Annotated in this window: 18 protein-coding genes; 1 reads left to right on the top strand and 17 read right to left on the bottom strand. The window is 51.2% G+C overall.

Annotation, left to right across the window (positions count from 1 at the left end; all coding sequences use genetic code 11):
• Positions 1 to 22: 22 nt before the first annotated feature.
• From P0119_06070 to P0119_06110, 9 genes are all read right to left on the bottom strand, one after another.
• Entirely contained in the window at positions 23 to 1,306 is a 1,284-nt protein-coding gene (locus P0119_06070; protein MDF0665627.1) for a glycosyltransferase, read from the bottom strand.
• 118 nt (positions 1,307 to 1,424) lie between these two features.
• The gene (locus P0119_06075; GenBank protein MDF0665628.1) at positions 1,425 to 2,729 is read right to left on the bottom strand and encodes an O-antigen ligase family protein; all 1,305 of its coding nucleotides are present in this window, start codon (positions 2,727 to 2,729) and stop codon (positions 1,425 to 1,427) included.
• A gap of 168 nt (positions 2,730 to 2,897) precedes the next feature.
• On the bottom strand, positions 2,898 to 4,823 hold the full coding sequence (gene asnB, locus P0119_06080) for an asparagine synthase (glutamine-hydrolyzing) (protein MDF0665629.1): 1,926 nt from the start codon (positions 4,821 to 4,823) through the stop codon (positions 2,898 to 2,900).
• Positions 4,824 to 4,872: 49 nt separating this feature from the next.
• Complete coding sequence (locus tag P0119_06085) at positions 4,873 to 6,345, bottom strand: lipopolysaccharide biosynthesis protein (protein MDF0665630.1); 1,473 nt, start codon at positions 6,343 to 6,345, stop codon at positions 4,873 to 4,875.
• A gap of 188 nt (positions 6,346 to 6,533) precedes the next feature.
• The gene (locus P0119_06090) at positions 6,534 to 7,709 is read right to left on the bottom strand and encodes a glycosyltransferase family 2 protein (GenBank protein MDF0665631.1); all 1,176 of its coding nucleotides are present in this window, start codon (positions 7,707 to 7,709) and stop codon (positions 6,534 to 6,536) included.
• Between the two features lie 34 nt (positions 7,710 to 7,743).
• On the bottom strand, positions 7,744 to 9,642 hold the full coding sequence (gene asnB / locus P0119_06095) for an asparagine synthase (glutamine-hydrolyzing) (protein ID MDF0665632.1): 1,899 nt from the start codon (positions 9,640 to 9,642) through the stop codon (positions 7,744 to 7,746).
• An 11-nt stretch (positions 9,643 to 9,653) separates the two neighbouring features.
• The gene (locus tag P0119_06100) at positions 9,654 to 10,640 is read right to left on the bottom strand and encodes a hypothetical protein (protein ID MDF0665633.1); all 987 of its coding nucleotides are present in this window, start codon (positions 10,638 to 10,640) and stop codon (positions 9,654 to 9,656) included.
• A gap of 235 nt (positions 10,641 to 10,875) precedes the next feature.
• Positions 10,876 to 11,829 carry a metallophosphoesterase gene (locus P0119_06105; GenBank protein ID MDF0665634.1) on the bottom strand — a complete coding sequence of 318 codons (954 nt, stop codon included), beginning with the start codon at positions 11,827 to 11,829 and terminating at the stop codon, positions 10,876 to 10,878.
• Between the two features lie 186 nt (positions 11,830 to 12,015).
• Complete coding sequence (locus P0119_06110) at positions 12,016 to 13,128, bottom strand: SGNH/GDSL hydrolase family protein (protein MDF0665635.1); 1,113 nt, start codon at positions 13,126 to 13,128, stop codon at positions 12,016 to 12,018.
• A 318-nt stretch (positions 13,129 to 13,446) separates the two neighbouring features.
• On the opposite strand from P0119_06110, the gene P0119_06115 reads away from it, so the two are divergent.
• Positions 13,447 to 13,749 (top strand): hypothetical protein, encoded by a 303-nt coding sequence (locus P0119_06115; GenBank protein MDF0665636.1) that lies wholly within the window; start codon positions 13,447 to 13,449, stop codon positions 13,747 to 13,749.
• Between the two features lie 116 nt (positions 13,750 to 13,865).
• On the opposite strand, the gene P0119_06120 is transcribed toward P0119_06115, so the two are convergent.
• From P0119_06120 to P0119_06155, 8 genes are all read right to left on the bottom strand, one after another.
• A complete protein-coding gene (locus tag P0119_06120) occupies positions 13,866 to 15,065 on the bottom strand; it encodes a hypothetical protein (protein ID MDF0665637.1) in 1,200 nt (399 codons plus the stop codon).
• Between the two features lie 104 nt (positions 15,066 to 15,169).
• Entirely contained in the window at positions 15,170 to 16,732 is a 1,563-nt protein-coding gene (locus P0119_06125; GenBank protein ID MDF0665638.1) for a glycosyltransferase family 39 protein, read from the bottom strand.
• 80 nt (positions 16,733 to 16,812) lie between these two features.
• Positions 16,813 to 17,454, bottom strand: coding sequence for an HAD-IB family hydrolase (locus tag P0119_06130; GenBank protein ID MDF0665639.1), 642 nt, complete (start codon positions 17,452 to 17,454; stop codon positions 16,813 to 16,815).
• A gap of 212 nt (positions 17,455 to 17,666) precedes the next feature.
• Positions 17,667 to 18,383 (bottom strand): class I SAM-dependent methyltransferase, encoded by a 717-nt coding sequence (locus tag P0119_06135; protein MDF0665640.1) that lies wholly within the window; start codon positions 18,381 to 18,383, stop codon positions 17,667 to 17,669.
• A gap of 30 nt (positions 18,384 to 18,413) precedes the next feature.
• A complete protein-coding gene (locus P0119_06140) occupies positions 18,414 to 19,331 on the bottom strand; it encodes a decaprenyl-phosphate phosphoribosyltransferase (GenBank protein MDF0665641.1) in 918 nt (305 codons plus the stop codon).
• Positions 19,332 to 19,381: 50 nt separating this feature from the next.
• On the bottom strand, positions 19,382 to 21,199 hold the full coding sequence (locus tag P0119_06145) for an HAD-IIIC family phosphatase (GenBank protein ID MDF0665642.1): 1,818 nt from the start codon (positions 21,197 to 21,199) through the stop codon (positions 19,382 to 19,384).
• 22 nt (positions 21,200 to 21,221) lie between these two features.
• Complete coding sequence (gene fabD, locus P0119_06150; protein MDF0665643.1) at positions 21,222 to 22,151, bottom strand: ACP S-malonyltransferase; 930 nt, start codon at positions 22,149 to 22,151, stop codon at positions 21,222 to 21,224.
• A 34-nt stretch (positions 22,152 to 22,185) separates the two neighbouring features.
• Positions 22,186 to 23,247, bottom strand: coding sequence for a ketoacyl-ACP synthase III (locus P0119_06155; protein MDF0665644.1), 1,062 nt, complete (start codon positions 23,245 to 23,247; stop codon positions 22,186 to 22,188).
• Between the last annotated feature and the right edge of the window lie 8 nt (positions 23,248 to 23,255).

A 23,255-nucleotide genomic window follows, 5' to 3' on the forward strand; every position in this document is an offset into this window, starting at 1 on the left:
GGAATCCGATGGCGCGACCTTCCTAGTCCACATAATCGATTCGTTTCCCGGCAGTTTGATAGAGCCTACTCGTTGCTTCGCAGATCGACTCCCAATCATATTTCTCTACCGTCCGTCTTCTGGCGTTTGCACCGATATGCTCTCGAAGAAAAAGATCTCTCAATATGGATACCACCCTGTCTGCGAAGACGGCTGGACGATCCGCCACCATAAAATGCTCCTCATCGTTTCCCTCAATCCCTTCAACACCTATGGAGGTTGAAACGATAGCCTTCCCTACCGCCATTGCTTCCAACACCTTGAGCTTTGTCCCTCCTCCGCTCAATATCGGCGCGACAAATACGGCCGCTCGCTGGATGTAAGGGAGCGGATCATCAACATACCCCGTCAGGATGATAGACGGATCACCCGTCGCATATCTTTTCAGCCAGTCCGGAACTCCGCCGCCAACGACATACAACCTGGCCTCGGCCCGTTCCCGTTTGATCGAGGGGTAAATATCCTCGAGAAAGAATTTAACCGCATCGCAATTTGGAGAATGATGAAACCCGCCCACCCAAGCCAGTGCATTCGGCTCGACCCTGTCCGGATCTGGAACAAATGCTCGAACATCGACACCGTTCTCCACCACAGCGAAACGCCCTTTTGGACAAAGACGTTCTAAATGTTCCCGATCCAGTTCTGACACGACAATCCCCAATTCCAGCTTCGAGAAAATTCTGCTCTCCAATCGTTTGAGTTTCATTGCCTCAAGATAGAGAAACAATTTTAGGGCCGGATTCCGCGTCTGAGCGGCAAGCCTCTTGGTCTTTAGGTAGCTCACGTCATGATCGGTAAGCGTTCGGAAAGCACCCTTGAGGTCCCTCACAGAGTACGTCAAGGGAAGGATGTCACAATGAACAACATCGAATGACATTGCACTGACCCATACCTGCACCTGCCTCGCGTATGCTCGGGAGTAATGCCTCCAAACAGTATAGGGATCCGAGGAGAACAGACTCCTCACTAAACGCGCGACCATCGCGAAGCTCAATGCCTTGGGAGGGGCGGGCAGCATTTCGACACGCTCGCAGAAGCCTTTCAGGTGCTCCACGCTCTCGAATCCGGCCTCGTCCGGCGACTCATAGAGCGACAGCAGATGCACCTCATGCCTCAGCGCAAGCCCTTTGAGAATGTTGTAGGTCCTTCGCGTCTGACCATCTTTGATCGGGTATGGACCGCGGTTGGTCAGAAAGAGGATTTTCAGCCGATTTGATAGGCCGGCATGCGAAGGCTCGTTAAGTCTCTTGTTGTTCTCGATCGGCATGAGTGGCACGGGCTGGTCGGTATTTACTTCTCGGACAGGAACAATAACCTGGTTCGGCCGCATCAATTCGGAAAGAGCTTCATCATCTTCCAGGTCTACTGAGTTATCATCCTCGTGTTCAGGCCCTTGGGGCTTTCCCGAGGCAGGCCTGTCCGTATTCTGTTACGACATAATTAGGTTTCAAGCCCGGATGAATTTGGGGGTCTTCAGCGTCAACCGGAGCGGCCGCTAGTCGTCTCAGGACGGCCGAGAGTGCAAAAAGCAATGTAAAAAACAACGAATAACCCTGTGATAAAAAGAATGCCGTGACCAGATGACCTATGAACGACAACTGCACCACCCCTGCCAGAACCGCCAATTCGTCCCAATCGGTGCCTCTCGAGTCGACTGATTTGAGCCTCCGACATCGTGAAATATTGCGCGCACAAACGCCGATCAGCGATATAAAGACTATGAAGCCAATTAGGCCGGTTTCGACCGCTACTTGAAGAAAGGAATTATGCGCCGCTTGCCATTCCGGAATGACGTTGACGTCCGCCCGTAGGTAGCCGATAGCCATCGGAAAGCATTGGACCCCCACACCAGTGAGTGGGTTGGCCAGGAGCAACTCAATCCCCTTCGCCCAAATCTGGAGCCGTCCCGTCTCCGATGTCAGGTTGTAGTCCTGCCCAATCTCTGTCAATGTCAGATAACGGCCCACATTAATCTTGTCTAAATTGAGCGCGGCGATAGTCACAATCCCGGCCAGAAATGCAACCTTGTAGGGTGGCTTAACTGATACGACCCGAGAAAACAACGCCAGAACGAACACCACACCTAAACCCAACAGTCCGCCTCGCGAGCCCGTCAGCAAAATCACGATAACCGCGGCGCCGATTCCCACTAAAGCCAGGACTTTCTTGAGTCTGCCTTCATGCCGGACAATAAAAAACAGGCTGAGAGGACCGAGCGTCACCAATAGATAGGCGGCATCGTTTGGATCAAACATCTCGCCATAGAGCGTGAACCGCCCCTGATAAAAACCGCCAGTGAGCAAACCACTCACGCCATAGAAGACTGTACAGAATGAGATGACCGAGAGAATCCTCTTCAACTTCTCCAAACTGTCCACCAATGTAACAAAGGCCACAAAAAACATGACGTTCAGCAAATACACCGTGAAGATAATGCCGAATGCCATCCCGCGGTGATACGCAAAGGGAATGCCAACGACCACAATGCCAAAAAAGATAAAATACCTCTTGGCCTCCGGCGTCCCGAGACCTGAATAGACCAGGTTCTTCTGTGAAGATTGAAAAGCCACTGCCATAAAGGTCAAGGCAGCTAGGGTCAGCGCCGGCCGCAAGGCCGCCAGACCTGTAAACAAATCCTGGGGCCGACCGATGAGGAAGAATGTCCATAGGCTGAACAGTGCAAATGTCATCGGGGGCCTTGTCCCTGATCGCCTGAGGATCGATTGATCCGATCGATGAATCTCTCGAACTACAGCTCCACATTCTGAAAAGCCGAAACTTCCCCGTCGAATTGGGAAGCTTTCTTCAAAATATTAAGCCTCTATATTCCCCCGCCAGAGGCTTTCCAGAAATTACATCTAGGTTCTGTAAAGAGGCCGAACTTGATCGGTCCAGTTAGAGTCCTTGTCGATAAAGATCTTGAACCACAGGTGAACGTTCACCATAGCCCACGTCCATCCATTCATTTTACTCCGGCTTGATTCAGTCAGCGTTTGACGGGTGAAAATTCCCCGCGAATAACTTTCCCGAGAAGTAAGCAATGGATCGGTGATGGACTTAACTTCATCTGATGACCAGAATTTACCAGGAACAGGGAATGGAAATTTATCTTTTCTATTCCATATTTCAGCAGGGAGTAAGCTTGAGGCCGCCCTTCGCAGGAGATACTTTGGTTCAAGAGTTGGGATTTTTTGTTCAGGAGGGACCGTAGCTAGAAATTCAATAACTCTATGGTCGAGCAAAGGGACACGCGATTCAACGGATACTGCCATACTTACACGATCTTCCAAGTGGAGCAGACTGGGGAGGTAAATGCGAAGATCGTGATACAGGCACCTGTCGAAAGTTGGAATTTTCTCTGACTCACGGAATGGCTGAAGATACTCCTCCCTTGGACTGTAGCCATGGAGTTCAGAAATGAAGTTGCCATGAAACACTGCTTTGTTCGTGGGAAGCGGGCCGCAATGAAGGTTGATCCAAAGATCTTCCAGGGAGACCGGTCTTGGCATCATTCTCCCACCTAAACGGTCGACAAGTGCCCTCCAGCCGCCATGTCTGGCACGTGCCAGCACACGACTGAGGAATGAGGGTCTCGAAGCCATGTTGGGGTCTCTTTTAATCGTAAACATGTCCGTCCTGCCAAAGCTGGCCTGGAACTGGGGTGGATATCCGCCGAAGATCTCATCTCCTCCATGACCAGTGAGTGTGACTTTCACGTGCTCTTTGGCGAGGCGGGAGACGCTAAAATACGAGAATCCATCAGCAACCATCGGAATGTCCATATGCCAAGCAAGTGATATGAGATGGCTGCTGAGGTCGAGAGCTGAAGGCCTACATTCAAAATACTGAGCCCCGACATGATCAGCAACCAGTTTCGCATAGCGTGTTTCATCAATGTAGGGATCATCTGAAAACTTGACAGAGAAAGCCCTTAGGTGTTCGTAATGTTTGGCTGCTAAGGCCGTCACCGTGCTAGAGTCGAGGCCTCCACTCAGGTGGCAACCGAGGGGGGCGTCACTGCGGCAATGTATCCCCACAGCCTGATCCAATAGTTGGTTGAGCGCTTCCTGAAGTTCTGAAGCACTCCGTCCATACTGATAGTGGAACGGAACATCCCAATATTTCTGGATCTTGATATGTCCTGTTTCTTGTTCGACAATCACCATGTGGCCTGGAGGAACCTCGCTAATGTTCCGGAACGTCGTCTTCCCGCCGAGCGGACGACCGGCATAGAGGTAATCGGACAGGCCCTGATAATCCGGCGCTACGGTGATCTCATTACTTCTAAGTAGAGCCTTCACCTCTGAAGCAAACAGAACTTGTTTATGGTCGTTATAATAATAGAGCGGCTTGATTCCCAATCGATCTCGGACTGCAACAAGGACTCTCCGTTTTCGGTCGAAGAGCACGAAGGAAAACATGCCGATGAACTTATGCACACAGTCCGGGCCATCCTCTTCATATTGATGCACGATGACTTCGCTGTCCGAGGATGAAGCAAAGCGATGCCCATGTTCTTTCAATACGCGTCTGAGCTCAACATAATTGTAGATTTCTCCGTTAAATACTAGGACAAGAGTGCCTTCTTCGTTCGTTAACGGTTGTTTGCCGTGCTCAGATAGATCAATAATCGAAAGTCTGCGATGGGCAAGCGCGACATCATGCCCCAAAAATATCCCTGCGTCGTCCGGCCCCCGATGCCGCATCGAGTCACGCATGCGTAAGACAGACTCAGCCTCCACACGCCTACGATCAAATCGCATTATCGCCAGAATTGCACACACGCCCCTTACTCCGATCACAAAAGTGTTTGCTCTGCTCGCTGCTAAGCCATTATCTCGCCGGATATACTTGACGCAGTCTCCCGAATAGCCACCCAAACACCTCTGTCAACTCCGGCACCATATGTCTTCCCTGCCAATAGATCACCGCCGTATAACTTAGACCGCCAAGGATCACGGACGACACAAGTCGGAGAAAGGCCTCTGTCGCGTCATTGGCTGAGACATAGTAGCGAAACAAGAGGACAGCAACGCTCATCAGCAAGGTCGCTTTCACTATGGGTAACAGCTGTAACCCTAATGTTGACCATTGCAGATCCAGCTCCCTATTCACCTCACGAACTATTACGAGCGTAAGAAGCGGGTAAACCGTGATCCAGGCTAAGGTAAGACCCAATGTCCCCTGCCACACTGCACAGGCCCAGAACGCAAACGGCATTACAGCTAACAGCGAAGTATTCCACCAAAAAATGACCCCGGTGCGAAACCTGGCAAAAAGGATAGGAGGCAGCAGGATGCTCAGGGATTGCCACGCTGCATACAAGCAAAGAACACGGACCAACGGGACAGCCGGCAACCATTTTTCTGTGAGTGCGACAAGAATCACATCATCCGCCACTAGACCGAAGCCGATACAGAGAGGAGTCGTGAGACATCCAACTAATCTCATTTGGCGGAGCAGTGCCCTTCTCATCTGCTCCTTGTCCTGCTGAAGCTCAGCCATGACAGGATGAGCAAGTTGATTGATGACAACGGCGATTTTATGGACAGGCAAGAGGGCAAGTTGTTTTCCCACACTATAGACACCCAAGGCCGTGTCTCCAAACATCTTCCCCAATACGAACGAATCCGTCTGGTCAAAAAGCCCCCAGCTCAGCCTACCGCCAAGTGTTGAAAGACTGTAGCTTAGTATCTCTTTGAGGCGAGGGCTACTTAAGCGAAACCCAGGCCACCACCCGGCAAGGTAGAATGTCGCGGATGTTTGGACCAGCTGAAGCGTGAGCATCCCCGCAACAAGTGCCCAGACACCAGCTCCCATCCAAGCCAGTATAATCTGCAAGGGAATGGTCGTCAGAATAGCGGCGATTTCCGTCTGAGCCACTTTGTCAAAGCAGAGCTGCTTCCTAAGCAAGCTTTCGGAGACCACGCGCAGCCCCACGAGGACAAGTGTGATACTCATATACCGCAGGACTTCCGTCAGCTTCGGGGAAGCGAACCAGATGGCAACCCAAGGAGCCAGAGAATAGATGACCAGATATCCGGTGACGGTGGTTCCTACAGTCAGCCAAAAGCAGTAGTTGAGTTCTTGATTGTCGATGTCGCGAAACTGGATGACGGCATTTCCGAGTCCTAGCTCGGCAAAGAGAATCAGGCCAGATACCCAAATTCCGCTCAGCGCCGCAAGTCCATAGTCACTAGGCTCTAACAATCGTGCAACCACCAGCGTGGCAAAGAATGAGATCGTCTGTAAAACGCCCTTTGACCATCCAATCCAGAACACCGATGCTGCGATACGCTCTTTCACTGCCTACTTCTCCACCGAGGAATCCCAAAGAAATGAAGACTTCTGCTCTGGGTATTGTAACTCGTAAACACCCGCGTGATATCCAACCTCGTCGAGGCCTGTTTGAAGGTGCGAACCGTGGGCTGATGCCGGTGATTACTCATGAGGTGGAATTCTAGTCGAGGCCACCAGTGGGAACTGTCTAAAAGCTACTTTCGCACGGGAGCCCAAGTCACGAATGTTTCTCCGCGCAGATACTGAATCCACCCATAGGCAATCGCGGCATTGACGATCACAAACGTATTGGCGACCAACAACGCTTTTGTGATGCCTCCTCCAGTAGGATGAAGTAAAGTGCTCAGCGTCATTCCATACACACCAAATTGCAAGACGAGAGTGAGCCCGTAAAACCAGTGCTCGAAGACCAGAGGTATGTTGGCGACAAATAATACCGCCATCGCAAAAGGACAGACAATTCTGAGTACTTTATTCGAGACCAGCTTGAACGCAGTCAGACCAAATCGAAATGGATTCATGAGCTCCAGATGGCCGAGAAGCGCTCTAATCGATCGAGCGGAGATGCGGACCTGCCTGCGGAACTGTGACTGCGGTGTCCCAAATGCGTACTCTGTACAAACGGCGTCGGTCGCCAGCTTTCCTTCAGCTCCTCGCAACAGAATTCTTAACGGCAGCACAAGATCATTGATATCGTGTAATCCAAGCGGCTCAAAGTGTGCTTTGCGGATGGCAAACATTGCGCCGTCTGCACCGACACAGGCCCCTACTTGGCTTTCAAGCAGTTTGATCTTAAATTGTATTCTGGCATAGAGTGACATCGACTCAGCAGCTGACTCACCGCTTTGCTCATCCGCTCGCATGTAGCTGGTATGTCCGGTCACGTAGCCGACCCTTGGTGTTTCGAATGGACGAACCAGTTCCTCTATTGCATTCGGCCGGTACAGTGCATTGGCATCCGAAAAAACGACGATCTCTCCTTCCACATGTGGAATGGTAAGGTTGAGACAGGCGGTTTTCCCGATTCTCCCCTCATAGTGGTGGAGCTGCACGCCTTGATCAGAGAACCGGGAGACGATTTCGACCGTGCGATCGGTCGAACCGTCTGAAACAACGATGATTTCCAACAGTTCTTTCGGATAATCCAACATCAATGAGTTATGAATCTTATTTTCTATAGAGGCTTCCTCATTATAGGCGGAGATAATCAGAGTTACTTTGGGAGACCTTAGACTTCTCTCAGGGATCTGATGGTCGCGCGACACCAGTGTCAGAGCTTTCAGGATCACCAGGTATACAACATATGGGTAAGCGATGAGGAAAGTCGCCGCCCAGAAAGTAATCTCTATGGCCGAAAGAGATGTGATCATCGGTTTATTCACTCAGAAACTGGCAGTCAACGGATCAGCTCATAAATCGCTCAAACCACGATTGAAAAATCAGGAGGGACCAGATAAGCACATCGTTATTTTCCCTGCCGCTGTAGTGATGGTCGAGAATGGCCGTGATCGTTTGGTGATCGAAGAGGCCATGTGTGGAAAGTTGTTTTTCGGATAGCTTTTCCAAAGTGAAGTCTCGTAGTTCCCCTTTCAGCCATTGCTCAGTCGGTCCCACGAAACCTTGTTTTCGATGGCTGATGATTTGACGTGGAAGAAGCTCGCCGACGGCCTTTTTTAGAAGATACTTGCCCCGAAACGGTCTCAGTTTCGTTTCTGGAGGAATCGTCGCTGAGTATTCAATCAAGTTATGGTCAAGAAAGGGAACACGGACTTCGAGCGAGTGATGCATGCTCAAGCGATCGGTACACGTCAGGATATCGTCCGGAAGATAGGTTTTCATGTCGCAGTAGAACACGCGGTTCAGAGGCTCGTCGGCCTGTGAAGAATTAAAGTGTTTCAAGAACTCCTCCTTGGCAGCCTCAACTGCGTCGGTATAGCAACCTCGCGAGGTAGAGAAGAAGGTGTTCTGGTATCGGTCTGGTAACTTGGTGACAAACCCCAGGTATCGTCTATCATCAGGGAGAGCGGCGGAACGGACAAACCGTTTCACATGGCTACTCTTGAAGCCCCCCCATATCCCATCCGATAAGGTTCCCGAGATACGATTTCCGATTGCGCTTCTCAGCCAACCGGGAAATCCGCTGTACAAGTGACTGAGTTGATACCCGACGTATCGAGAATACCCTGCAAAGGCTTCATCTCCCCCGAGCCCTGATAGAGCCACCGTGACGCGTTTACGCGCCAGCTGGTAGACGAAATATGATGGGACGGTAGAATCATCAGCGAAGGGTTCATCAAATGCCTCCACAATCGTGGCCAGCAGACCATCGGCATGAGGGGCAACGACGTGTTCTCTGTGATCAGTGTGGTAGCGCTTTGCAAGTAACGTGGCGTACTGGCGCTCATCTTCATAGGTTTCATCGGCACAGGAAAAGCCAATTGTGAATGTTTTTACAGGATCAGCGCTTAATCCGCTCATGATGGCAACTACGGTGCTGGAATCGATTCCTCCGCTGAGAAACGCTCCAAGTGGAACCTCGCCGACCAATTGTCCACGAATGGAGTTCGTCAGAAGGTCAAGAAACTCTTCAATGCATCTCTTTTCTTTCCGTGCTCGGTTTGGGGCAAATTCAACATCCCAATATTGATGGATGGATAGATGTCCATTCTTAACAAGCGCATAATGTCCGGGCGGCAGCTTATGGATAGACTGGTAAATAGTCCGTGGAGCCGGAATATAGGAAAACATGAAGTAGGCTGCCAAAGCCTGCTGATCAATCGTCCGAAGGATGGATGGTAGAGACAGAAGGGCCTTAATTTCTGACGCAAATGAAAATAGCCGCCCATGCTGTGCGTAATAGAGCGGCTTCTCACCTAGGCGATCTCTTGCTAAAAATAGGGTTTCGGTGCTCCGGTCCCAGATACAAAACGCAAACATGCCGGTTAAACGTTGCAGACACCCTATGCCCCATTCTTCGTACGCATGTAATATCGTTTCTGTATCGCTATTCGTCGCAAAAAGATATCCTCGTGCTTGGAGTTCCGCTTTAATCTTTTGATAGTTATAGATCTCTCCGTTGAAGACGATGCACTTATCCCCTTTTTGATTGACCATGGGTTGGTGTCCGGCATGGATGTCGATGATACTGAGGCGCCTGTGGCCAAGAGCCACTGAACGATCGACATAGAACCCACAATCATCTGGCCCCCGATGGTTCAGACGCTGAGTCATCTTCTCAATGAGCGCCGCGAGCTGTCCTTCGGCAGCCGCGGAACCGTTATAAATTCCTGCTATTCCGCACATTGAATATGACCTTACTCGAACGCCAGGTCATTGGCTGGGAATGTCAACGCATCAGCAGCCGTGCTTAACGTGTGAAACTCACAACCCGAATCTTTCGCGTATCGAAGAAAGTCTTTGATTCCCGTTAAGAATTTCCTTTCATCAGCGGATGTGGAGACAAACGGGGTCAATCCTGCTACGAGCGTAGTCGAATGAAAGGACAGATTCATAATAGGGAGACCGCGCCTCATCATGACCTCTGCCAACCGGATCATACTGACACTGTTACAGAGTTCGGGTGTGAGCCAAATCTTGTTGACAAGGCCCAGCTTGGCCAATATGCCTGGGAGCCTAAGGAACTCGGGGAATGGGCGCTTGGCAAAGTCATATATTTTATGAGATAGATTTGCGTTAGCTTGCAGGTAGCCGATAGATGCAGGAATTTCAATCACATTTACAGGGAAGTCCTCTCCAATGCGATTCCTAACACCGAGCTGAAACGGCAATGGCGAGTATTGTGTGAAGTTTGGACCATGATCTCTTGTCCAATCGAGATATGGCGTGATCGATGTGTCCACCTTATATCCCAGTGCAGCAAGATGCTCCCCCACTGTTACACTGAATCCCCAACGTCCCGCCCTGAACGAATATGGCCGAACCCCAAAAGTCTCCGCAATCATCTTCGTTAGAGCTCGAACTTTATTCAACTGAAGAACGCTTGGAAGATTACACAACCAGCTATTCTTTACGGAGCATATTTCAGTGAACGGAGGCGTATTCCACGGGTGGCAATGCGCCCCAATTTCGCATCGTCCCTTGCGGCGGATATCGTTCAAGATGGATTGCGCTTTTGGATCCGTAGCCACAGGGTAAGTGATGAGATACGTAGGGATTGCTCCGAATTCATCAAAAAGCGCCTGAAGCTCAGGTATTCGTTCGATGTTCTTAAGTGTCGCTCCAAATTGACTGTAGATCCCCCAGTTGTCCTCTTCGGTATCAATCGTAATCACAAGTTTCATAGTCTGGAACACCACAGAGGGGACGGACTCACAGAGGTCGCACCCACTCGCCCTGGAAGCGCTAGTACTTAGGGAGTGATAATATGTTTAACCTGATACCGCTCATCATTAAGCTAAGAGATTCGGGTATTACCCTTAAGGTGGCAGTTTGCAGCGTACTACTTGCCGTGCTGTCGGAATGTCAGGGAGGAACCCTTTCCGGTTCGTCCCGCTTTGCATGCCCTAGGACTTTCTGCTACTTCTGATCACCCACACCATTGCGGTGGTTATCCAGCTCATACCTATCAATGATCTCTCCCTGACGATTGACGAAGCGAAAAATGATCCGCGCATCGCTGGCATCCACTACCATCACGCCAAAATCATCCCTGTAACGAAACTGGCTGTGGCTATCGATCTCGCCGAAGTCTGACACCCACAAACCGCCCGCGCCGTTGACGAAGTACGGCAAACCATCCACAAATAGACGCTCATAGACATGAAAGAATCCAGAGAGTACAGCATCTACTCCCCAGGCTTTAAACGGCCAACGCATATATTTGACATCCTCTACTCTATGAGAGGTATAGGGCGCATGATGGGCCAGAACGAGGTTCCATGGCTGTCGTGATTCCTGAAGTTGTTGCTCAAGCCATCGACCCTGAATCGAGTCAGGACTTACACCATCCGGCTCACGTTCATCTGTATCAAGCATGAAAAGATGGACCGGCCCACGGATAAGATCGTAATACCGCTCATTACCAGGAAGAGCAAAATACTCGATGTACGGCCGCAGAGAATCGCCGTCCCAGTCTCGATGCCCAGGGATCGGGAAAAAGCGATTAGTCGATGCTCCTCTGCCGAAGTTCCCCTCGTATGGGGAAATATACTCGTGAAAGAATTGCCCGATGTTTTGGTCGATAGTGTCGGCAGATCCGTCAGGGTAGTTATTGTCTCCTAAGGTGACAATGAAGTCCGGCTTCCAACTGTCGACCACCAATGCCACATCTCGTTCATGGTGGCTACCCGACCCATAATCTCCAATTGCTGCAAAGCGTATGGTTCCAGTATCGGGTGGCTGAGCTTGTGGAAGCGCAACCCACCGGACTACCCCTGCAATCGCGTATCGGAAATGCCAACCTCCAAGACAAATTATGAGTCCGCAAATCAATAGGCTAATCCAGACCTTCAGACGAATGGTTTTTAGCATGCAACGTTTCCTTCTAAGGAGGCAGCTTCCCTATAGAGTTTGTCATTCACAGACAGGATACAGGCAATGAGCCAGTCCAGAGGAAACAGAAACGCAAAGTGTCCGCTATTCCTGCATGAGATGGATCGTGGGCAAGTAATCTAACGTAGATAGCACGTTCCGGTATATGCAGAACCTTCACAGCCATCAGTTGTGAACTCGCATAGATGACTCAAATGGGACAGCTTGCGGCTTATCACAAATTGTCGTTGCAAGGCGGTTTGCTAACTCCCTGCCGTAAACGGCGTTACCTAAAGGATTCCAATGCCATCCGTCCACAGACACAACTTTACCAAGTTGGCTTTCACTTAGAACCGCATCTGAAGGAGCAGAAATTGGTATGAAGCCCGCCTCCTTACCTAGTTCAACCCAGAGTTTATTCGGTCCTTCGGTTGTCGAATTACAGTTAGTGATGAAAGACGGTATGCCGACAAAGACCTTACGAATCAGAGAGAGTAACTCCTTTGTAATTTCAATGGATTCTTGTTCGTAAAGCGCGAGAACCTTCGTTGGCAGCGAGGCTCCGTATCCTTCATAAATCTTATACTCGATTCCCTGAATTGCCGTGTCAAGTCGACCCAAGACTCGAGAATACCCAAAGATCGACGATCTATAAAACCAAGCGAATGGGTGCGGATTGAATTTAGGAACCGAAGACCCCTTGATGTAATAGGGACGCCGCATATATTGGTTCCGAACTATTCCCGACGATTCCCATTCCATGTGATTATTGACAAAATCATTACTGCAAAACTGAAGTATGAAGATATCCGGTCTAATCAAGTGTGAAACTTCATCTGCCAAAATAAGTTGCTGAAAAGTACCATACCCGCTACCGCCGGTAGCCGCTACGAAGACCTCTTTCTTCAGTTGCCGAGAAAGCTCTGTAGCCATGACCGCGTACCACATTTCAGAGTCCCCTGCGAATGGGTCGGTGGTAAATGAATCTCCAATGACGAGTATATTGGTGGCTTCCTTGGACTTCTCTCCAAAGGTTCGAAAGCCGTCCGAGTCTGTTCCAAACTTTGCCGTGTATGAACCTCCGGATGTATCTTGGTGAGTATAGGTATGGTGAATATTTTTCTTCAATCGCCAACCAAGCTGATTGTCAAGCGCATAGGGCGAAGGATTGGCGAATAACTGCCCATAGAGCTCGGCACACAATAGTACTAGGCCGCAGACAACGATGGTCCACAAGAAGACTCTCATTGACCCTGAATCCTGCATGAGCAAAGTGATGGAACGTTGTTGTTCGGCCAATTGGAGGCCTGCTCTAGGGAGCGTGGCCTCTTGCAGTCGAAGCTATCGTATCGGTCGTCTTGGCTGCGATGTCTCGCGGACATCGAAAGCTGGCAATCACGTTTGGCGCCGAGCCCCCCCACTGGAGTATCGGCAAGATGGTGCTGGCGCAGCTGTACCCAATGATTCTCGGACTTGAGCGAATCGAGACCATCCGCCTGTTCCGACAGAACGAGGGGTTTCAGTCCACCATCGCCTGCCCAGCTACCCCGATTCCACCACCCTTCGCCGGTTTTTGGTCCGTTCAACCTCTGGCGTTTGTACGACGACCGGACGGGTATGGAACTGCTGATCAAGCAGCTCATCGGGGACTCCGCCCTGAGCGACCTCCCCACCCCTCACCGCTTCGCCAACGAAACCTACTTCAATCTGCTCCTGCTGACGCACAATCTCGTGAATTGTTCCAAGCGATTCTGTTTGCCTCCAGACTTACAAGACGTCACGCGGCAAACCCTCCGTCACAAAATCTTGTCATGCCTGCGCAGTGGCCGCACGCCGACAATCGCCCCAGCTTGGCCTTGTCTGCAAGGGGTCCCCGAGAAGCGGTGTGGCGATAAGCCGCGCAGCAGATTGAGAGACTGACACCATGACACCATCTTTTTTCACGCCGGATTCAGGTCGAAATGCCAAAATGCAATATCAACGATCCTACCCCTTCAATCATAAGGTGTGGTTTTTAGAAAAAGATCCGGTGGAGATCATGCAACGTTTTCTGCAAGTGATTGTTCGAGCATCTGAGCATCTACGAAGAATTTGACCGCCCAGTTTAAGAGTTCGTATTGACCGTACCGGCCATAAATAGGCTCTGCTCCACTGATCCCACCATAAATTCCCGGGTGTTCCGTACGCAAGAACTGAACTCTTCTAAGCGCGGAGGTAGTTGTTGTCAGTCCTTCATAGTATTCATACTTCCCAGTAAGTTGGTACAAGCGCCCCCAAATCCCAGCCATCTGTGCTTCTCCGGTTAGACACCGCCACGTCACCGTAGGCTCCCACCGCTCATTGAAGCGACCAGCAAGGCTCCCGTCCGGCCGTCTTCTAATCAGGAGTGCATCGGCAACCTTCCGGGCCCGGGCGATATAATGGTCGTTCTGCAGATGGGCACCGATTTCAAGGATGCCTCTCACGCAATAGGCGATAGTATGGACAAGGGGCTGCGAGGGATCGTGCAAGCAGTTCGATCGAAACCAACCATTCTCATTTTGTTGTCCAAGGGCAAACTCGACATTGCGGACTGCGGAGCTCTTGAATTCCTCAATGCCTGCTTCTTTATATAGCTCCAGCAATGCCCAAGCCGTCCGTGTGTTATAGGTATAGAAGTCCATTTTGGAACTGGCATAGGTGGAGAGCGATTTTCTCCATGAACCATCCTCTTCCTGTTGCGCAACTAAGAACCTCGCAGCCTTGATCGCGCAATCCAAGTAGCGCTGGCTCGCTGTTTCTTGGAATGCCCGAATCCATCCAAATATCACTTGACCGGTATTAAATATTGCAGGTGTGGGGGGCTGATCGATGGTCCCCCCCTGAACGGCTCCATTTTCCATTTGAACACGACATTCCCACTCCGCCATGCGGACAGCCCTCTCGGCGATTTCATCCCGCCCTGCCCGATGCGCATAGTCAAACATGGTCGGAATGATATAACCGGTCGTTTCAGGGTAGGAAGGAATCCATCCGTGCCTCTTGAAATAGGGGTTATGAATCATCGAATAACTGCGGGCAACCCCACCATCCCCAAATGCATCTTGGGCATTACAGATCCATTTGATCGCACCTTGAATGTGCTCATCAATGGTGCTGTCCTTCCCACTGCGGTCGCACAGGAATAGTTTTGCAAGGTCATAACTCAAAAATGAGCCATAATACTTTGTAAGCGCGCTGACGGCCTCAATGTTCACGACGTCTCCTCACAAGAAAAGAATGCCGATTTTAATTTTTGGACAGGTTCAAGCCCGAATGTCCTTAATCCATTTTAAGGGCCAACGTTATCCGCAATCGACTGTCACCTCACTTCATAGAGCACAGCATTTCCATTCTCAAACAGCTTTTTCCACAACAGCGGTGGATGTTCATAAAACTCGTGATTCTTGTATCCGGAGCTCTTGCTGAGCCACATCCCTTTGTTGATGTCCAGCCATCGAAGATATCTTGAGTTCACCATGACCAAACTCCCTGGCTGTATTTCTTCGATTGAATCTATCTCTTCAAAATCCACCCAAGCTGTGTGCGGCGGGTAACCACCGAAGAATTCAAGTCCTCTTAACGTAAGGAGGTCGGAGTACAAATGGCTGGATGGCTTAATCATGCCGCTTATAGCTCGAATTTCAGACGTCCATTTCAACGGTACCCGCTCTTGCCAATATAGGCTTGCTCCTCCCACGACAAGAACAAATGAAATTAATACCCCCCCCCAAAACCTTCGCTCTCTGTCTATCCCCTGCCCACTGCCATCTGGAAAGATCAGTTTCCCCAAGAACCCGGAGACGAGCAGTACGGACGGAAATATAACAGGATAAAAATATCGTTCAAAAAGTGGTACCGGAGAATAGGCAGCGCGGGAACTGGACGCAAAATTGAACATCAGCAGCAGCGTGATCAGCCACAGGGACGGAATAAGAAAAGCTCGATCTTTCCAATAGAACGCATGAAAACACGCGATGATTCCCAACAGAGGCAAGAAGAGAAATGCGCTGTTTAACAGTAAGAACTCCGGCCCTTTCATGAACAGTCGTTTCATCAGAGCGACTGTTCGACTACCGCCTTTCGGCCAACCAAAACTGCTCCCTTCCGTAAAAAAGCCATTTTGCCACTGGCCGTAATTCCTTTCGATCTCATCGAATCGGTATAACCAATTTCCCGTCAGATGATGATAAGCGACCATCTCTCCCACGAGAACGAGTATGGAGCCCAATGCTACTCCCATCCATAGAACCACAGCGGAATGCCAAGATCGTTTTAGACTCATTACCATGAAGACAGCACAGGTAAGAACGAAATACGATACCGTTTCTTTGCAAAGCCAGGATATCCCAAACGCCAATCCAGCAAAAAGACCCCCTGCGAGAAGAACTGACTTGTTTTCGATGAAATAGCGCGTAAGGGCAATGACAGCAATAACTCCGAGCGATGCAAAAACAGCCGCGGGAAGATCAGGATACAAAACTGTCGCATTACTTATGTCAAGTGGAACAATCGCATGGACAGCGGCAGCGATGAGACCAACTCGATGGTTGAACAACATACTCGCACAGAGATAGGAGAGCAGTATGCCCACGATAGAAAGCAACAGGGGATAAACTGCAATACTCCACTCACCGAAACCCCATAATCGAATTGCCCATGAAACAGGAGCAATGACTCCGATTCTTAAAGGAAACACCGCCGGCCCACTGTACGTACCGATGGCAAGCCGGTCTCCAGCCAATTCATAGGCAAACCTTGAATACTCGCCGTCGTCTAGTCCGACATAGCCCGCAAAGAAATAGACACGAAGACAAATTGCGGCAACGAATATCCCGAATAGAACCAGCGCATCTGTTCGAAGATCTCGGACAATTGAGTGCATCGCAACCACCACGCAACGTCACCGAGACGGTCACGGACAGGACTTTTTGCATTGAAGCGGCCCGGAGCCAAATCGACTCTCTAGCCTATAGAATGAAACCCATGATTCCTTAATATGAACCGCGTTCGCAAACTCGGCCTCACAAGAATGCCTTGCTTCACTCTTTGCAACAAAGGCAGATCAGAATGGTGGTCTGTGTAACAAACCGACGATTCAAACTCAGAGGAAGTTAAGATCTTTTCAAGCCGTTTGACTTTCTCAACTCCATGGCAGTTCTTGCCTAGAAGTCGTCCTGTTATACACCCTTCCTTGAGCTCCACCGAGGTGCAGATTACCTCCGGAATCCCTAGCCTTTCCGCAATCTCTCGAACATAAATGTCAAGACTTGCAGTCGCTAGAAGGACACGAGCCCCGTGGTACTGATGGGTCCTAAGCGCTTGCACCAATTCTTTATTGGCATGTTTCTCCACAAAATATTCCGCAAACTGCTTGGCCACTCCTTGAACATCCTTTACCGTTCGCCCTTCAAGCGCCCCCCTTAGAAACGCTTCTTTTAATGCCGTGTTGCTGACAACCCCGGCCAGATACAGAGCGGTATAACACAGGATCTTCCACACCGACCCCGCGGCGACGCCGAATTGCCGCGCACAACGAAATAAAAAGGGGAGATAACTATCCCCATATATCAATGTGCCATCAAGATCGAAAATGACGACATGCATGCGACCACCGAAAACCTACCGTGGAACCGCTGTTAGTCGAGAGCCCACTCATAGAATCACCGCCAATTCTTCTTGACGCATGGGCCCACCAGAGGTTTGGCAAGTGCGCGCGCCCTTGAAAGGCTCTCGCAGCATCCAGACGCGATTACCCGGCGTCCGTCCGTCAAAAACCGGACCTGTGCAGGTGGACTGCAGACACCTCGCGCCTCGTATCAGGCCTTACGAATGACGATGATGTAATGAGCGGCGAGTTTTCTAAAGGCGCTTCGCTCCAGAGCTTTCTCCACTCGGCCGGCGAGAGGCAATATCGCGCTCGGCAGAAAGTTTGGAATGAACGTAAAGAAAATAGTATCCTGAACCGCAAGCCCGAATTCCTCCTGTAATCGCTTCGCGGGAATCCAGTGCTCTCCTCCAAACCGATCGATCTTGGCGGTGAGCGGAAAGATGTAGTTCCAGAATATCCGAAACAGGGGGTTGATGAGATTGCTTTCACGAATGATGACGACTCCGTCGCGATTGACCACCCTGAGCGCTTCCCTCACGGCGTTCATCTGTTCAGCTCTTGAATAAATGTGATGCAAGACACCCGTCATCATCGCGACATCAAAGGCATGATCCGGAAACTCCACATTGAGCGCACTCCCTTCAAATATGGAGCCTTCCAATTCAGGATAACGTTCTTTCCCACGGCGAACCATGTTCGCGGAGAGCTCAATCCCGACCGGCGAAATCCCCATTCCCTTCAGAAACATCATGTTCGTTCCGTCGCCACAGCCGATATCGATGACGCACGGCCGACCATGAAAATACCGCTCAACCACCCCCCACCATTTCTGCACCAGATACTCGCGGATGTGATCGGGTATTTCCTCTTTATACGTCTCAGCAATCGCGTCAAAGTGCTGTTTGGCGGTCTCGCCCTGACTCATAACCAGGTACCTTTTTGTCCCCGTGTAGACTCAGTGGGTCAAATACAGCATGGCCGCCAGCCACATAAGGCCAGCCAGCACAAATCCTCGATCGTGAAAAATCACTTCCACCGGCTCCCCACGGTGTTGCTCCTGCACCTTCAGCATAAAACGGTAGATGCAGTACACCACCAGCGGCACGGTGAAGATGATCTTGTCGGTTCCGTGAAGCGCCTTCGTTTCGGGAGAGACGGAATAGAGCATGTATGCCAAGATGGTGATGCTCGCAGAACTGCCTACAAGCATATTGAGCTTCTGCACCGAATACGAGTGATTGACCGCTCTCGTGAGCGCTGCCGACGCTCCCAAATCCTCCAATTCCGACCGCCGTTTCCCGAAGCCGATCATCAAAGAAAGCGCAAACACGCAGACCACGAGCCAATTCGTCACCTCAACGTCGATCAGGAATCCGCCTGCATAGATCCGCATCACAAAGCCAATGGCGATCGACATCACATCGATGACAGTCTTCTCCTTTAAGAGAAACGAGTACAGCAGATTGTTCACGACGTATAAGCACAAGACCGCAAAGAAACGCAGATCCAGAAACGCACCGCCCACAAGCGTGACACAAGCCATGACGGACGCCACCACCCCCGCCAACACCGGCGAGATGTTTCCCGCCGCAATCGGCCGATGGCGTTTCACCGGATGCTGGCGATCTGCTCGGACATCAACAAGATCATTCAACAGGTAGACGGCACTGGACATCAGGCAAAACAACAGCGCGCCCAGGATCGATTTCGCCAGGTATTCGTTCTCGCCGAACTGCGGCCCCATCAAGAACGGCGCGAGCACGAAAAAGTTCTTGACCCATTGCTTGACCCGAAGGGCTTTCAGCCAACATCGAAGATACTCGGTGGCGCTGGAGACACTCACGGCTATGATCGACTGCGCATATGGGTTCATCGGCTCTTATGGCGGATCAGGACAACCTTTGTCTCATCCCAGACCGACTCCTACTCGCTGCGGACAAGATTTGCACGAATGCCATCGGCCTGCACTTTGATATAGGGCGGCGTTTCAAAACTGACTTTTCGAAGATCGGCCTGAAACAACGTGTCGGTCATCCGCTCGAACCGCAACTTGTCATACATGTCGGCCGCCGGCTTATTCTTCGCTGTCGGAAGGTACTCTCCTCTGAGCACAGTTGCTCCACGAGTCTTCGCGCACTCCGCAACGAACGACATCACCGCGGCCTCGATATTCTTCCCGATTACACGGCAACTCAGAAGAAACGTATCGATCATGCATTGCTCCAACTCGAATCGCAGAATGCACACACCGATGATCCCATAATCTCCAAATTTGTCTTTCGACGACACTCCGAACACACAGGCCTGTGCATCCCCGACAATTCCGGCTATATCTGCCTCGGTATATCGCCGAGTCGTGAGATTCATTTGATTCGTCTTCTGCGTCAATTGGGCGATGCGCGGGATGGAAAAAAGGTCGGCTGGACCAATGGAGACCTCAATGCCGAGGCTACTCAAAAACTCATCCAGGTTGTCGTAGGCATTCTCGTGCAGCTTGCGCGCCATCTGAGCTTGATACATCTGGCCTTTCCGCTTATCCTCCTCGGTCACCCGGACATGATCGACGCCCGGCAGACGATCAACCAGGGAGGGAATGAGATACGGTTGCTCCGGCAGACAGACCACTTCACACTCAGGAAGTTCCTGGCGTACGCGCTCACATTCGATCGGATTGTCATCAATGAGGATCATGCTGTCGATCCCGATGTTGAGTTCCTCCGCCAGGGCCTTCATATTCCCTGCCTTATCGTCCCAATTTATCTTGGCCGCGGCAAAATGTTGACGGCGCAGAATCATGTCTGGGTGCTTTTCGATCGCTTCCCATGCGTCTGCCTCGTTGTTCTTGCTGTTAATGGCAAGAATGATTCCACGATGGTGCAGCTTAAGCAATTCCCGTTGAAACATCCGAAAGCAATTCCCGGGGTAGGTATGCCCCAATCGGATACCCTGCATGCCGTCCTCACCGATCACACCTCCCCATAACGTATTGTCGAGATCGAGCACGAGGCACTTTTTGGATTTGCCAAGACAGCTCAGCACATACTTGAGTAAGTCATCCACCAATAAGGGATAGGAGGAATGCTTATATGGACTTTTTGACACCGCCCATTGCTTGGCGTCGAACAGCTGCTCGTAGCCCTTCCGCTGGACAAATCGGTGGAAATCCCAAATAAACGTCCCGGACAACGTGCGGCAGGTGGCAGCCAAGGCACGGTTGAACTGATCCACTAAATACGGCTGTCCCTCAGGGTGCTGCGTGTCATAAATCCCCCAATACACATCCATCGGCAGACAAGCATTCTGTACGATCACGGGCGATGACAACTTCGCCTCAATTGTCCTTGCCAGCTCTCGAAGGTCCTGCGCCTTCGCCTGTAGAAGGACCTCCCACTCCGAGAATGAAGACTGGTTGAACTCTTCGACGAACGTTGGAAGCAGTTCTTCGAGCCTGACCAGCAGCAAGACGATATCCGGGCGAAAAGAATAGAGCGGGCCGGCGGCATCGAGCACCTCCTGCACATATTGGTTATAGCCGCCCCAATAGAACTCAGGCTTCAATCCCTCCAGACAGAGTCTCACACGAAGGACCGGCTCCATACCCTCCACGGTATAGCTTCGCAGCACGGCGATCCGAAGCGGTCTTGCATCTCTGCACGCTTCTTCCACGGCACCCATCTGCCGCAGATAATCGTTGTACCGATAGTTATGGACGTCCGCCTTTAGCTGCCTGATGTTGCTCATTTTGTCGACCCACACCCTTTGTCTACCCTGCGACCGCCTTTATTTTCCGCAGATCATCGAGCTTCTCGACGTTCATGACCGTGGCATCCTTGCTGATATCCCGGATGAGGCCGCTCAATACCCGTCCGGGCCCCACTTCGACAAACATTCTATGCCCTTCTTGAATGAGCCGCTCGATTGATACGACCCATTGCACCGGAACGGTCATCTGTCGGACTAAACAGGTCAGGATCTGATCAGCAGTTTCGTAGAAAGTCCCCGTGACATTCGACACGACAGGAATCCGCGGAGTTTTTGGAGGACACGCCGTCAACGCGTCTTTCATTTCCTCACCGGCATGCTGCATAAAACGACTATGCCACGGGCCGCTCACTTTAAGCGGAACGACCAGTTTTGCCCCCGCTTTTTTGGCATAGTCCGACACCACCCTCAGCGCTTCCTTCTCGCCTGACAGAATCACCTGCCGTGGAGAGTTATGATTCGCCACTTCGACTGAACCCACCGCGCATGCCTGCTCGCACAACTCTTGGCACCGGGTGATATCGAGTCCCATGACCGCGACCATCCCTCCCGGATACAAACTCGCAGCCTGCTGCATCAATTGGCCTCTGCGGCGCACGAGACGCAGCGTATCCTCGAAGGAAAAGGCCCCGGCACAGAACAGAGCCGCATACTCTCCCAAACTATGCCCTGCGACGGCGACCGGCACTAGTCCCGATTCTCCGGCCGCCAGAAGACAGGCAAGATTGACGACTGTAATCGCCGGTTGGACGAATTCAGTCTGTCCAAGAATCCGATCAGGATCCTCGAAGCAGAGCCGGCACAGGTCCATGTCAAGAATGGAGGAGGCTTCCTCGAACAGTTGCCGCACGCCGGAGGCATGGTGATAGAATTCGTGTCCCATCCCCACATATTGGGATCCCTGCCCTGGGAACACACACACTGCATTCATGCGCCGTCATCCCTACTCAGTGCCCTCGGAGTCCTCAGGCACATTCGACAATAGCCGGAGTGAAAATATCTTCCAATACAACATCGACCACGCCCCATGACAATCCCACTCCAAACCCGCACAACAAAGCCCGGTGACGCCTCGACATTTTCCATCCGGAGAAATAATGCGCCATCGTCAACGGGATGGAGGCTGATCCGGTATTTCCATATGTTCCGATGCTGTACGGAACCTTTTCCTTGGCGAATTTCAGTTTACCGGCAATCTTGTCGTTCATGAATTTATTCGCTTGATGAAGGAACAAATAGCTGATGTGATCGGGCGAAAGGCCTCCCGCTTCCATGAAGGAGGCAAGGCTCTTGACGACATCCGTCGATGAAAATTTAAAGATCTCCATTCCATTCATATAAAGATGGTCATCCGAACGAACACCGCCATCCGGGCGCTCGCGCACCTGGCGGCTGTTTTCATCCGATGGATTCCGAAAGCCGCCGGACGGAACATACAGATTCTGAAACCGGCCGCCATCCGTCTTGAGTTCAATTGTAATCGGCTCGGCGTTGGCATTTGCCTCGAGAAGAGTCGCCGTGCCCCCGTCCCCTAAAATAAAGACGACATTTTTGTCCCCCGTATGACACAGTTTCGTTTGGGTGTCCCCGGCGAGAAGAAGCACGCGCTTCAATCCGCCGCCTTGTATCACGGCGCAGGCGTTATACAGCCCGACGACATAACCCGAACACCCCATATTGATATCGTACGCCGCGACCTCGGTCGAACACTTCAGCCGCTCTTGAAGCACGCAGGCTGTGGAAGGCACCCGATAGTCAGGCGTCATGGTGCTGAAGATGATGCCGTCAATCGACTTGGGATCGACCTGCAATCCGAACAGAAGACGTTGCGCAGCCGTCACGCACAGATCCGACGAACACAGGTGGGCCGGAGCCTTCCGATATCCCAATACTCCGGTGAGATCGACGATCTTTTTACGATCCGCTTCGGAACAAAACACATGGTCGGTCAAATTATTCACGCTCGCTCGAGGCACCGCGCCGGCGATCCCCCTGATTTGCACCCCTCTAAACACAGATCGCGCCATGATGAATT

Origin of the sequence: Nitrospira sp., assembly GCA_029194665.1 — a bacterium.
Lineage (GTDB): Bacteria > Nitrospirota > Nitrospiria > Nitrospirales > Nitrospiraceae > Nitrospira_D.